The sequence below is a fragment of the Aequorivita flava genome (assembly GCF_038742595.1).
Classification (GTDB): domain Bacteria; phylum Bacteroidota; class Bacteroidia; order Flavobacteriales; family Flavobacteriaceae; genus Aequorivita; species Aequorivita marisscotiae.
Genome location: NZ_JBANCF010000007.1, coordinates 120548 through 132878, shown reverse-complemented (window position 1 = coordinate 132878; position 12331 = coordinate 120548). Strand labels below are relative to the sequence as shown.

Genomic DNA, 12331 nt, shown 5'->3' with positions numbered 1-12331 from the left:
AATGGCAAACGAAAACAAACAACTTCATAAGGCGAAAAAGTCCAAAAAGGATGAATTCTATACCCAGCTTAGCGATATAGAAAGGGAGTTGCGCCATTACAAACACTTCTTCAAAAATAAAGTGGTGTATTGTAATTGTGATGACCCGCGCGTGAGCAACTTTTTCCATTATTTCAGTTACAACTTTGAAAAGCTTGGACTTAAAAAGATCATTACTACTTGCTACAAGAACCAAGATATGGACCTCTTTAGCCAAAACGAAAGCGAGCAGGCCATTTACCTTGAATATGAAGGCGACAAGAACAACAATAATGTACCTGATGTTTCAGAAATTGGCATTAAACCCCTAAAGGGCGATGGTGATTTCCGCAGCAAAGAAAGTATAGAATTGCTCAAACAGGCAGATATCGTGGTGACCAACCCGCCCTTCTCTCTTTTTAAGGAATATGTGTCACAGTTGTTTGAATATGACAAGAAGTTTATAATCATAGGCCACCAAAATGCCATTACCTACAAAGAAATCTTTCCTTTATTAAAGGAAGACAAGATGTGGTTGGGGTATGGGTTTAGACGTAATATGGCACATTTCATCAATAAGCATTATGAAGATTATGCATCTGATGCCGACCATAAGGAAGGTATGATACGCGTGTCTGGTGTACAATGGTACACTAATATAGATATAAGCAAACGCCACGAAGACATTATACTTTACAAAACCTATAAGGGTAATGAAGAAGAATACCCACATTACGACAATTACGATGCCATTGAGGTAAGCAAAACCAAGAACATTCCACTGGATTACGCTGGAGCAATGGGAGTGCCTATTACTTTTATGAACAAATACAACCCCGAACAATTTGAAATAATAGGTCAAATGGTAACTACTAAGATTGACGAATTTAATTATGGTTATCCTTATATTAATGGCAAAAAAATTTATGCGCGTTTATTAATTAAAAACAAAAGTTTGAAATGAATATAGAACTAAAAAAAATAACCGTCCGCGAACTTGCCGAGGGCTACCAAGACAATGACGAAGCCGGGGTAGTGGGCTACGGCGGCAGGCTGGACATACGCCCGCCCTACCAGCGCGAGTTTATCTATAAAGACAAGCAGCGAGATGCGGTAATAGAAACGGTTACCAAAAACTTCCCCCTTAATGTAATGTATTGGGCGGTGCGTGACGATGGCAATTTTGAGGTCATAGACGGACAGCAGCGCACCATCTCGCTGTGCCAGTACGTGCACGGCGACTTTGCGTATATGATGAGATACTTCCACAACCTGCAACCAGATGAACAAGAGCAGATACTCAATTATGAATTGATGGTGTACCTGTGCAGCGGTACTGACAGTGAAAAACTGAACTGGTTTGAAACTATAAATATTGCAGGCGAGCAGCTTACAGACCAAGAAATGCGCAACGCCGTATATTCCGGTCCGTGGGTGAGTGATGCCAAACGGTACTTTAGCAAAAACGCTTGCCCCGCTTACGGACTGGGTAGCGATTATATGAGCGGGTCGCCCATACGGCAGGATTATTTGGAAACCGTAATAGACTGGATTTCAAAAGGCAATATTAAGGTGTATATGGCCAACCATCAACTCGATCCCAACGCCAACGAGCTATGGCTGTATTTTCAGGGCGTAATAAACTGGGTAAAGGCAACTTTCCCAAAATATCGCAAGGAAATGAAAGGCGTAGCTTGGGGCGAACTCTACAACCAGTACAAGGACCAAAGTTTTGACCACAAAAAACTGGAAGAAGAAATAAAGGAACTGATGATGGATGACGATGTTACAAAGAAGAAAGGCATCTACACTTACGTGCTCACCCGCAAGGAAAAGCACTTGAACATCCGAAGCTTTACCCCCAACCAAAAGCGCCAGGCATACGAGGCACAGGATGGTATCTGTGCTGTCTGCGAAGAACCTTTCGAAATATATCAAATGGAGGCAGACCACATCACACCTTGGCACGAAGGCGGAAAGACCAGTGCAGATAACTGCCAGATGCTTTGCAGGGAAGACAACCGCAGAAAATCGGGTAAATAAACACCCCTCCAAACCCCCAGTAATTACAGCCCATAAAAAACCACACGTGGTTTCGGTAAAAAGCACGTGTGGTTTTGGGTAAAACTACGTGTGGTTCCATATAAAACCACGTGTGGTTTTTGTAAAGTGCAGGCGTGGTTTAAGATTCTTTCTTAAAACCTGCATTGCGCATCGTATCCAAAATACGTTTTCCGGCACGGTACCTTACGTTTACCTTTTTGATCATTGTCTTGGCGGCAAACGCAACCTCGGTATCTGCCGGACCGCTGCTAATGGCCGGATAGAGCGACCCTAATTTTTCCAGCCGCACAATCTTGCTGTCGGCCAGCGCCTTTTGGATGACGTTTTCCAGTGCCACGATTACTCCCTTGATATCGGGCTCACTCAGGGCACTGAATTTCTCAATTTCGCTCACAAGGTCGTCAATGTCCATTTCGCCATCATACATAATGCTGGCATACCATTTTTTGGTCCCGCCGCCTACCACGCCGGGTTCCCCTTTTTCGACTAATTTGTACTTAATAGCCATAAATAAAAGAATTAATGTTAATAAATAAATAAATTAAAAAATCCTAAAACAAAAACAGTCAATGCCCGCAAGGCGTTTGTGTAAATATGTAGCTTGGCAAGAAACCGAGCGTTGCAAAAAAACGCTGAAGGTCTGCAAGGGGGAGAAATTGACCTTCTGCTGGACTTTGATATGTATAAATATAAAAATCAGCGCTTTATAATCAAAATATTTATGTTACTTTATTGTGGAATTGCAAGGCTAGAATAAATATTTGCCCAAGCCAGCGGATGTGATATACTAAATGTTAAAATATCACGTTAATTTCATACTACAACTTAAACCAAATAGTATATGAAAACAGCCCATCTTTTCCTATCCATTTTTGCTTTGTCGCTACTATTCACAGCTTGTTCATCAGACGATGATAACAGCCAGCAACAAGAAGACACCACTCAATTAGACCCAGTAATTACAGCTGCAAAAATCACCTATTTAGGAATACCAGAAGATCCTAATTTAGGTGTCGTTAAATCTATTTATACTACTACTATAAATGACAATAAAAAGCAATTGATGATTAGAGAATTTTTCCGTGATGATATAAGTTATGGCATTACTACCCAAGAGATATATGAATTTAATGCATCTGGTACGGTTGCTGTATTTTCAAGGGAAGAAGTAAATGGTCAAATAGTGCGCGAATATTTTTATGATAACCAGCTAAGATTGGTTGGCGCAAATTTGGGTTCTGTAACGCCCCATAGGTATTTTAGATTTCCACATATTTCAGAAAACATCAGTTATTTTGAGGAAATTTCGTTGCCCTATAACGATCCAAACACTGAGGTTAGAAGAAGGTATATTATGGAATTTGATGAAAACGACAATATAATTAAAGCCGGAAAAGATTTTGATTTTGATGGGAATATGGATAGTATAAACAGTTTTCAGTATGATAACAACAACAATTTAATTTCAGGACAAATGGCGTCTGGCGAAACCTTTTCAATAGCCTATTCCTCAATAATAGATACAGAACAATATTTGCAGGACAAAACATTTGGAAAGAAAATGAATAGAATATTGTGTGGAGAATGGTTTGGAGGAACTTCCACCCACTATTTCAATGATGGGGCTCAATCATTTAACGTAACCCTTGAAGAAAGCCAACAAAATACCTTTGAAACCTTAAGCAATAATTTTTACTTTAAAAAAATAAAAAGTGAAGTCACCAACTCAAATCTAGAAGAAACATACACATTTGAATATACATTTCAATAGATTACCTTTTTGCTTTTACACTTGCTGCCTCGAATCTTTTCGGGGCAGTTTTTTTATATTATACACCCTCTCGCTAGTAAAAGCAATCTGCTCACGCCAGTAATCTAATCCTTAATTCCTAATAATCTTCAGAGTTTCATTCTCCAACCGCACATAATAAACTCCTTGCGCAAAATTGGAAAAGTCAATCTGCTTTTCGTTAGGGGTAAGTTCGCCAGAAAGCAATCGTTGCCCTAATGCAGAATAAACTTCAAAATGGGCTGGACTGGAAACGTTTATATTCACAAAATCCTTTGTAGGGTTCGGATATACGCTTATATCAAAATTGTTATCGGCAATGCCCAGCAATTCACACTCAAAGCTGGAAAGCACTTTGGAAGCCGCTGGAGGGTCAACCAAGAGTCCTTCTGTCAATAATGGGCAGTAACAATCGTTATCATCCAAATATAACTTAAGCCATGAAAGGGCTATTTTGCCCACGGCACCGTTGCCACCGTTAGGCGTATTTGCCACCGAATGGTTTCCATTTGCAACTTCAAAAAGTAACTTGTTGGTCGTTTCTGGAGTTGCAGCATAATGAAGGTCTGCATGTTCCGCAGGAGGGGCGGTAGGATCATTTTCGCCACTAAAAATCAATACGGGGCTGTCGTGGTTTAAGGAAGCATTTGGCAACCAGGGGCACAGTGCAACCACGCCTTTTATGGTATTGTCCAAAACGGCTGCCCGCTGTGCGCCGCCACCGCCCATAGACCATCCGCTTACCGCAAATTTGTCCACATCAAGCTGGTTTTCTAAGGGTGAAGTGCTTCGGGTATTTTCCTGTCGCATCGTTTCCAAAGCATCCAAAAGCGCCACCGCCCTCGCTTCAGGAAAATCAAAAGGAGAGTTGGTGCCAATAATGATGGTTACGATTCCGTGCGAGGCATAAAACGGGCCCCATTCCTCAACACTTGAGGGAGCTGCCGTAAACCCTGGAACAATGGCGATACTCGCAAAAGGAGGCGTAGCATCTGTGGGATAATACACAGTAGCACCTGCATATTCTGGGCCATTCCTAAGGCCATCGGCTTCGGTAAGTGTTGCCACTTCATATGGGCCGGGGTTTGTTAGGCTCTCAAGGGTTACATCGCCACATTGTGCGAAAAGCGTAGTGGGGGCGAATGATGTGGCCAATAAGAAAAGGGCAACTGCGTATATTTTTTTCATAAATGTTTTTTAATACAATTTTACAATTTTGAAAATTAGGCTTTTAATTATTAATTCCAAATTATAATTTGATATGTTTTTTGAAAATAAAACATTTGCATTTGAATAATTCACCATAACCCACAACCCACAACCCACAACCCACAACTGATAACCGACAAAAGAGAATCAAAACTTATAGTATCTTTATAAAAAATTATCGGCCCAATGAATGAAGCGCAACGCATACAAGCCCTTTTTACAGACCTATACCACGGTCATCCGTGGATAGACGTAACCTTAGAGGATACCCTTAGCCGCATCACTGCTGAACAAGCTAATCAACGTCCACTAAAAAACGGCAATACCATTTGGGAAATAGTAAACCATATAATAGCGTGGCGTGAAAATGTACTAAAGCGAGTACAGGGCGAAGTGCTTGAAACCCCTTCCAACAATTATATTGAAAAAGTTGAAGATGTTTCCGAGGAAGCGTGGCAGCAAACCCTCGAAACTTTGGAAACAACCCAAAAGCAATGGCTCTACTTTCTCAGTACTTTTCCCGAGGCAGATTTTGAAAAGGAATATCCCGTAAACAAACACAGCTATTATAAACACATTCACGGAATTATTCAGCACGATGCCTATCATTTGGGGCAGATAGTGCTCTTGACAAAAATGGTAAAATAGTAAATGCAACGATGCTCCAGACCTTAGTTCATTATTCGCTACACCTTATAGTTCCAGGGTTGATTGCCTACATTTTTTTTAGAAAGGAATGGAAAAAAGCTTGGCTCATTATGCTGGCAACCATGCTGGTAGATTTGGATCACCTTTTCGCCACCCCAATCTTTGATCCGGGGCGATGTAGCATCAACTTCCATCCGTTGCATACCTATTGGGCGATTATGATTTATGGAATGTTGTTATTTTTTAAAAATACCAGAATCATTGCGGTTGGATTATTGTTTCACATGCTAACAGATTACATAGATTGCCAATGGAATTGAATTTCCAAATTCCAAATTCCAAATTTCAAATTCCAAATTCCAAATCTGCCTGTCGTGCCTCTGGCAGGCAGGTCCCGTATAAACAAACTCCTACCGATGGTGGTACGGCTCATTCCGAAGAATAGTAAACCCCCGATAAAGTTGCTCAATAAAAAACAAACGAACCATTTGGTGCGAAAACGTCATGGAAGAAAGTGATACCTTGCCGTTGGCACGTGCGTAAACCGCTTCGCTAAAGCCATAAGGGCCGCCAATAACAAAAATAAGGTTCTTAAGCCCGCTGTTCATTTTCTTCTGAAGAAACTGCGCAAAACCTTCCGAAGTATAGGTTTTTCCTTTTTCATCCAGCAGTATCAACACATCGGCAGTAGTGGTTCGCTTCAAGATTTCTTCCCCTTCAGCTTGCTTTTGAAGCGCTTCGGAAAGATTTTTTGCATTCTTCACATCTGGAACCACCTCCATTTCAAACGGAATGTAAAACCCAAGCCGTTTGGTGTAGTCGTCCATCAAGGTTTGTAGTTGTTTGTTATCGGTTTTGCCTATTGCGAGCAGTGTAATTTTCATCAAAATGTTTTCAGAAGTTAAAAATACAAAGATAAAATGTACCACTTCCTGCTTCGCTCTTCGTGCTTCAAACTTTTTAAAGTATTTTAGCTAAAATTTCCTTGCTATGATTTCACAGAAACAATTCAACAAAGAAATAGATATCATTATAGCCAACGCCATCAGAGAGGATGTAGGCGATGGCGACCACAGCTCGCTTGCCTGTATTTCAGAAGATGCGCGGGGCTCTGCAAAACTTTTGGTAAAAGATGAAGGTATTATAGCAGGAATAGACTTTGCCCGCCAGGTTTTTGAGTTTGTTGACCCTGGCCTTGCGCTAGATATTAAAATAAAAGACGGTAGCCCCGTAAAATATGGCGATGTGGCATTTTATGTTTCGGGACTTTCGCAATCCATCCTAAAATCGGAAAGATTGGTTTTGAACGCAATGCAGCGTATGAGCGCCATTGCCACCAAAACCAACGAATATGTAAAACTGCTGGAAGGCACCAATACCAAAATTCTCGATACCCGAAAAACCACGCCCGGAATACGTGCTTTGGAAAAGTGGGCCGTAAAGATTGGGGGCGGCGAGAACCACCGCTTTGCACTTTATGATATGGTAATGCTGAAAGACAATCACATAGACTTCTGCGGTGGAATAACAAAGGCAATTGAAAAGACAAAGAATTATTTAAGGGAGAACCAGTTGGGGCTTAAAATTATTGTTGAAGCCCGAAATCTTGAGGAAATAGAGGAAATATTGAAGTCCGATGGCATTTATAGAATCCTTATAGACAACTTTAATTATGAGGACACACGCAAAGCAGTAAAGTTAATAAACGGTAAATGCCTTACGGAATCAAGCGGTGGCATCACTTTGGAAACCGCCCGTAAGTATGCTGAATGTGGTGTGGATTATATTTCCAGTGGTGCTTTGACACATTCAGTGTACAACATGGACCTTAGCCTAAAAGCCATTAAATGAGCAAGGAAGCGGAAAAGGAAATAAACATTCCGGTAATTCGGGATTTGGTCCGGTTCAGCAAAAAGATAAAACTTCCCGGCCTGGGCGAGTTTTCACTTTACCACTTGCTAGATATTTATGGAACCGGAATATTAAAAGGTTCGTTTTCGCCACGCGCCAGCTCGATTGCGTATAGTTTTTTTCTGGCGCTGTTTCCTTTTTTGTTGTTTCTTTTGAACCTCATTCCCTATATACCCATAGATGGTTTCCAGACCCGCTTTTTAATTTTTATTGAAGCCTTGTTGCCCGCCCAAACTACAGAATTCTTTTACCCCATTATAGCTGATATTGCTGTAAACCCACGTGCTGGGTTAATATCCTTTGTTTTTTTTCTTTCCCTCTTTCTTTCAGCCAATGGCGTAAACGCTATTTTCAGTGCTTTTGAATATTCCTTTCACGTAACCATGAACAGAAGTTTTGTACGGCAGTATATGGTAGCAGTAGTGGTTTCTATTTTCTTGGCATTGTTGTTGTTAACTTCGGTTGGGGTAATCCTTTATATAGAATATATTATTCAGGATCTCCAATCCAGGGCGTATATTGAAAATGATGTTTTCTGGATTTCGTTCTTTCAAATTATTGTTTTTTTGATAATGATTTATGTAGTTATTGCCACCTTGTATTATTATGGCACTAAGGAAGGAAAATCATCACGATTTTTTTCGATAGGCGCAGTAACCACAACAATACTTTTTGTATTGACCACATACCTTTTTGGGGTTTATATCAATAACTTTTCAAATTATAACGAGTTATACGGTTCCATTGGTGCACTTTTAATTTTGATGTTATATATTTGGATAAATGCAAACCTTTTGTTGCTGGGTTTTGAACTGAACGTATCAATAAAGCGACTAAAAGAAAAACTTTAACAATAAACTTAATTTTTTAAACAGATGAAAAAAATACTTTTAACATGCTCCCTAATTGTCTTAACAATATTAACTGCCACGGCGCAGGATGTAACCGGAAAATGGAAAACCATTGACGATGAAACCGGCGAAGCCAAATCTATTGTAGAAATTTATAAGCAAAACGGAAAGGTTTACGGAAAAATCGTAGAAATCCTCAATCCCGCAAAAAAAAATGTAAAATGCGATAAATGCCCCGGAGAAGATAAGGACAAACCGGTACTGGGTCTTGTAATAATCAAAGGACTTGAAAAGGACGGCGATGAATACAATGACGGTACCATTATGGATCCCAACAATGGAAAGGTATATAAATGCTACATTGAACTTGATGGTCCAAACAAATTGGACGTTCGCGGTTACATAGGTTTTTCTCTTTTGGGAAGAACACAAACCTGGACGCGCGTAGAATAAAAAATATTTAAAATAGTATCTTTAGGCCACCCATTTTGGTGGCCTTTTTTAATAGAATTAACCGTAAAATTAGTTACTCCTAACGTTAACGCATAACCACTTTGTATTTCATAGACGCAATTCTTCCCATTCCTTTAAAGCAGACTTTTACGTATAGCGTGAACAAGGATGAAGCTGCTTTTTTAAAGCAGGGAATGCGCGTTGCCATTCCTTTTGGAAAGTCAAAGGTTTACACCGGAATTGTTTACCAAGTACACGACCAGCCGCCCGTGGGCTATGAAACCAAGTCCATTGACCATATTTTGGACGAGAAGCCCATTATCACAACCCTACAGTTGAAACATTGGGAATGGCTTGCCGCCTATTATATGTGTTCCTTAGGCGAAGTGATTAAAGCAGCGCTGCCAAGCGCATTTCTTTTGGAAAGCGAAACCATCATCAAGCTTTCATCCCGAAATTTTCAGGATGAGGAATCGTTGACCGATGATGAATTTGTTCTTTACGAAGCCCTGCAGCACCAATCATCGCTTCATATAAACGACGCACGAACTATTTTGGACCGAAAGAATATTGTTTCTATAATTCAAAAATTACTCGATAAAAATATCATCGAAGTTGAAGAAACGGTTTATGAGCAATACGTCCCAAAACTGAAGCGATACATAAAACTATCCCAAAAATATACTTCCGAAGAAAAGCTGCGCGAGCTTTTAGATTCACTCACCCGTGCCCACAAACAGCGAGAGGTGCTTATGCACCTTTTCATGTTGCATACCCAAACCAAAAAACCAATTAGTAGTACGGCGCTTCAAAAAAAGAGTGAAGCATCTGCCGCAACCCTGAAAGCGTTGATAGATAAAGGTATTTTGGAAGAATATTACATTCAGCACGATCGTGTAGCGTTTTCCGGTGAAACTTCCTCAGAGATTAAAACTTTGAACGAAGCGCAAATAAAAGCTTATGAAGAAATAAAAACTTCATTTGAAACTAATGATACGGTCTTGCTGCACGGCGTTACTTCCAGCGGAAAAACCGAAATTTACGTTAGGCTTATTGAAGAAGTGATTGCATCGGGAAAACAGGTTTTGTATATGCTTCCCGAAATTGCTTTGACTACGCAACTTATTACGCGACTTCAAAAATATTTCGGTGAAAAGATTTCGGTCTATCACTCAAAGTTTTCAGTGAATGAAAGGGTTGAGGTTTGGAACAATGTACTTGCTGAAAAACCGAAAGCCCAAGTTGTTATTGGCGCTCGCTCGTCTTTATTTCTTCCTTTTAAAAACCTCGCACTTATAATTGTTGACGAAGAGCACGAGCCTTCTTTCAAGCAATACAGTCCGGCGCCACGCTACAATGCGCGGGACAGTGCCATTGTTTTGGCAAATCTTCAAAAGGCAAAACTGTTGATGGGTTCCGCCACGCCATCTTTGGAAAGTTACCACAACGCAAAATCGGGCAAGTTTGGGTTGGTAACCTTAAAGAAGCGCTTTGGAAATGTTTTGATGCCCGAAATTGAATTGGTCGATATAAAAGAAAAAACCCGCAAAAAACAAATGACCGGTCATTTCAGCGATCGTTTGCTGGAAGAAATGCGCGAGGTTTTAAAAAATGGCGAGCAGGTAATTCTTTTTCAAAACCGAAGGGGATTTTCGCCCGTTGTGGAATGTACTACTTGCGGGGTTTCGCCACAATGCCCAAACTGCGATGTCAGTTTGACTTTTCATCAGCATAAAAACCAATTGCGCTGTCACTACTGCGGCTATCACATGGCGATGATGCAAAGCTGCATTGCCTGCGGAAGCGAGACATTGGACACCAAAGGTTTTGGAACCGAACAGATTGAAACCGAATTAAAAACATTGTTCCCGAACAGTAAAGTGGCACGCATGGACCAAGACACCGCCAAAGGAAAGCACGCTTATTCAAAATTGATTGAAGCTTTGGAAAATGAGGAAATAGATATTCTGGTTGGCACACAGATGCTCGCCAAAGGATTGGATTTTAGGAATATTAGTTTGGTGGGGGTAATGAATGCAGATAGTCTTTTAAATTTTCCGGATTTTAGGGCGCATGAGCGTAGTTTTCAATTACTGCAACAAGTGTCGGGTAGGGCAGGGCGTACCCAAAAACGCGGTAAAGTTTTAATTCAGACCTACAATCCGTACCATCAAATTTTAAAACAGGTAAGTGTAAATGACTATGGCGAAATGTACAAGGAACAAATGGAGGAGCGCTATAATTTTAAATACCCTCCATTTTTTAGGACCATTAAGATAACGTTTAAAGATAAAAATCTCGCTCGGGTTCAAAAGGCATCAACTTGGTTTGGGCAAGCTTTGGAAATTGCATTTAAGGAGAATGTATTAGGCCCCGAACCACCGCCAATTGGAAGAATTAAAAATAAATATATAAACAATCTGCTTGTTAAAATTCCGAAAAATCAATCTTTGGAAAAAACAAAGAAGTACATTGATAATGTGCAGCGAAGTTTTAACGCTATAAAGGAATTTTCAAGCGTGCGGATAACAATAGATGTAGATAATTACTAAGCGTTTTGGGTAGCCGCCAAAGCTTCAATTAATTCGGCTTTTCGGTTTCGGCTCAAAGGTAAATGGTCTTTATCCAGTTCAATTGTTTTGCTATTGTAACGTTGAACCTTGTCTAAATTTACAATATAAGATTTGTGAATTCTTAGAAAACGATCACTCGGCAATAGCGCTTCAAAGGCTTTCATAGTAGAAAGTACAACCAGCGATTCGTGCTCGGTAACCAATTTTACGTAATCGCCCAAAGCTTCAATATAGCGCAGCTCGTTTAAAAATACTTTTCGCTTTTTAAGATTACTTTTTACAAAAATAAAGTCTTCATCGTCAAAGCCTTCTTCATTTTTAAGCTTATAATTGGTAATTGCTTTGTGTACTGCATTTAAAAAACGATCTTTGGCAATGGGTTTTCTTAAATAATCTACCGCATCATAATCAAAAGCTTTAAAGGCGTACTTTGTTTTTCCGGTAACAAATATTACCTGTGGTTTTCTTTGAATATCGTCCAAAAGATCAAATCCGGAGAGAATTGGCATTTCAATATCAAGAAATATAAGGTCAATTTCGGTAGAAGCGAGCCCCATTTTGGCTTCAATGGCATTTTTATACTCGCCAACAAGCTCTAGAGAGGGGTGCATCTGGATGAGCTTTACAATGGAGAGTCGTTGTAGTGTGGAATCATCTACGATAGCACACTTTAATATGGTTTTTTCCATAATAGTAGGTTTTTCTTAAAGCAATAATATGCAAATAATCGATGAAATGCAACATTTTTTGATTTTTATCGAAAAAAAGGCACAGTTTATCTATAAAGTATTTTTGTGAAAGACTCTTTAAAATAA

At 39.9% G+C, this 12331-nt stretch carries 13 protein-coding genes; 9 read left to right on the top strand and 4 right to left on the bottom strand.

Annotated elements, in window-relative coordinates; genetic code table 11:
• The first annotated feature begins 1 nt into the window (after position 1).
• On the top strand, positions 2 to 982 hold the full coding sequence (locus VZD24_RS10140; RefSeq protein ID WP_342687537.1) for an adenine-specific methyltransferase EcoRI family protein: 981 nt from the start codon (positions 2 to 4) through the stop codon (positions 980 to 982).
• A complete protein-coding gene (locus VZD24_RS10135) occupies positions 979 to 2061 on the top strand; it encodes a GmrSD restriction endonuclease domain-containing protein (RefSeq protein ID WP_342687538.1) in 1083 nt (360 codons plus the stop codon). The genes VZD24_RS10140 and VZD24_RS10135 overlap by 4 nt, the downstream gene beginning before the upstream one ends.
• 139 nt (positions 2062 to 2200) lie before the next feature.
• Here the strand turns inward: VZD24_RS10135 and VZD24_RS10130 are convergent, their stop codons facing one another.
• Complete coding sequence (locus VZD24_RS10130; protein WP_342687539.1) at positions 2201 to 2590, bottom strand: HU family DNA-binding protein; 390 nt, start codon at positions 2588 to 2590, stop codon at positions 2201 to 2203.
• A gap of 333 nt (positions 2591 to 2923) precedes the next feature.
• On the opposite strand from VZD24_RS10130, the gene VZD24_RS10125 reads away from it, so the two are divergent.
• Entirely contained in the window at positions 2924 to 3853 is a 930-nt protein-coding gene (locus VZD24_RS10125) for a hypothetical protein (RefSeq protein ID WP_342687540.1), read from the top strand.
• Between the two features lie 111 nt (positions 3854 to 3964).
• Here the strand turns inward: VZD24_RS10125 and VZD24_RS10120 are convergent, their stop codons facing one another.
• Positions 3965 to 5059, bottom strand: a complete 1095-nt coding sequence (locus tag VZD24_RS10120) for a T9SS type A sorting domain-containing protein (protein ID WP_342687541.1) — start codon at positions 5057 to 5059, stop codon at positions 3965 to 3967.
• A 207-nt stretch (positions 5060 to 5266) separates the two neighbouring features.
• Between VZD24_RS10120 and VZD24_RS10115 the strand changes: the two genes are divergently transcribed.
• Both VZD24_RS10115 and VZD24_RS10110 read left to right on the top strand, forming a co-directional pair.
• Positions 5267 to 5728 (top strand): DinB family protein, encoded by a 462-nt coding sequence (locus tag VZD24_RS10115; RefSeq protein WP_342687542.1) that lies wholly within the window; start codon positions 5267 to 5269, stop codon positions 5726 to 5728.
• A gap of 11 nt (positions 5729 to 5739) precedes the next feature.
• Positions 5740 to 6048 carry a DUF6122 family protein gene (locus VZD24_RS10110; protein ID WP_342687543.1) on the top strand — a complete coding sequence of 103 codons (309 nt, stop codon included), beginning with the start codon at positions 5740 to 5742 and terminating at the stop codon, positions 6046 to 6048.
• A 90-nt stretch (positions 6049 to 6138) separates the two neighbouring features.
• Here VZD24_RS10110 and rlmH read toward each other — a convergent pair whose 3' ends face one another.
• Positions 6139 to 6612, bottom strand: coding sequence for a 23S rRNA (pseudouridine(1915)-N(3))-methyltransferase RlmH (rlmH, locus tag VZD24_RS10105; protein ID WP_342687544.1), 474 nt, complete (start codon positions 6610 to 6612; stop codon positions 6139 to 6141).
• Between the two features lie 106 nt (positions 6613 to 6718).
• Here rlmH and nadC point away from each other — a divergent pair, with 106 nt between their 5' ends.
• The 4 genes from nadC to priA all read left to right on the top strand — a co-directional run bounded on the left by nadC (position 6719) and on the right by priA (position 11495).
• A complete protein-coding gene (gene nadC / locus VZD24_RS10100) occupies positions 6719 to 7579 on the top strand; it encodes a carboxylating nicotinate-nucleotide diphosphorylase (RefSeq protein ID WP_342687545.1) in 861 nt (286 codons plus the stop codon).
• A complete protein-coding gene (locus VZD24_RS10095; protein ID WP_342687546.1) occupies positions 7576 to 8490 on the top strand; it encodes a YihY/virulence factor BrkB family protein in 915 nt (304 codons plus the stop codon). The genes nadC and VZD24_RS10095 overlap by 4 nt, the downstream gene beginning before the upstream one ends.
• Before the next feature lie 24 nt (positions 8491 to 8514).
• Entirely contained in the window at positions 8515 to 8943 is a 429-nt protein-coding gene (locus tag VZD24_RS10090; protein ID WP_342687547.1) for a DUF2147 domain-containing protein, read from the top strand.
• Positions 8944 to 9044: 101 nt separating this feature from the next.
• Positions 9045 to 11495 carry a replication restart helicase PriA gene (gene priA / locus VZD24_RS10085; RefSeq protein WP_342687548.1) on the top strand — a complete coding sequence of 817 codons (2451 nt, stop codon included), beginning with the start codon at positions 9045 to 9047 and terminating at the stop codon, positions 11493 to 11495.
• Here the strand turns inward: priA and VZD24_RS10080 are convergent.
• The gene (locus VZD24_RS10080; protein WP_342687549.1) at positions 11492 to 12205 is read right to left on the bottom strand and encodes a LytR/AlgR family response regulator transcription factor; all 714 of its coding nucleotides are present in this window, start codon (positions 12203 to 12205) and stop codon (positions 11492 to 11494) included. The two genes, priA and VZD24_RS10080, sit on opposite strands and share 4 nt — an antisense overlap.
• Between the last annotated feature and the right edge of the window lie 126 nt (positions 12206 to 12331).

What these genes read in the sequence shown, in the direction of transcription:
- VZD24_RS10140 (WP_342687537.1), top strand. Translation starts at nt 2, where the DNA reads ATGGCAAACGAAAACAAACAACTTCATAAGGCGAAAAAGTCCAAAAAG.
- VZD24_RS10135 (WP_342687538.1), top strand. Translation starts at nt 979, where the DNA reads ATGAATATAGAACTAAAAAAAATAACCGTCCGCGAACTTGCCGAGGGC.
- VZD24_RS10130 (WP_342687539.1), bottom strand. Translation starts at nt 2,590, where the DNA reads ATGGCTATTAAGTACAAATTAGTCGAAAAAGGGGAACCCGGCGTGGTA.
- VZD24_RS10125 (WP_342687540.1), top strand. Translation starts at nt 2,924, where the DNA reads ATGAAAACAGCCCATCTTTTCCTATCCATTTTTGCTTTGTCGCTACTA.
- VZD24_RS10120 (WP_342687541.1), bottom strand. Translation starts at nt 5,059, where the DNA reads ATGAAAAAAATATACGCAGTTGCCCTTTTCTTATTGGCCACATCATTC.
- VZD24_RS10115 (WP_342687542.1), top strand. Translation starts at nt 5,267, where the DNA reads ATGAATGAAGCGCAACGCATACAAGCCCTTTTTACAGACCTATACCAC.
- VZD24_RS10110 (WP_342687543.1), top strand. Translation starts at nt 5,740, where the DNA reads ATGCTCCAGACCTTAGTTCATTATTCGCTACACCTTATAGTTCCAGGG.
- rlmH (WP_342687544.1), bottom strand. Translation starts at nt 6,612, where the DNA reads ATGAAAATTACACTGCTCGCAATAGGCAAAACCGATAACAAACAACTA.
- nadC (WP_342687545.1), top strand. Translation starts at nt 6,719, where the DNA reads ATGATTTCACAGAAACAATTCAACAAAGAAATAGATATCATTATAGCC.
- VZD24_RS10095 (WP_342687546.1), top strand. Translation starts at nt 7,576, where the DNA reads ATGAGCAAGGAAGCGGAAAAGGAAATAAACATTCCGGTAATTCGGGAT.
- VZD24_RS10090 (WP_342687547.1), top strand. Translation starts at nt 8,515, where the DNA reads ATGAAAAAAATACTTTTAACATGCTCCCTAATTGTCTTAACAATATTA.
- VZD24_RS10080 (WP_342687549.1), bottom strand. Translation starts at nt 12,205, where the DNA reads ATGGAAAAAACCATATTAAAGTGTGCTATCGTAGATGATTCCACACTA.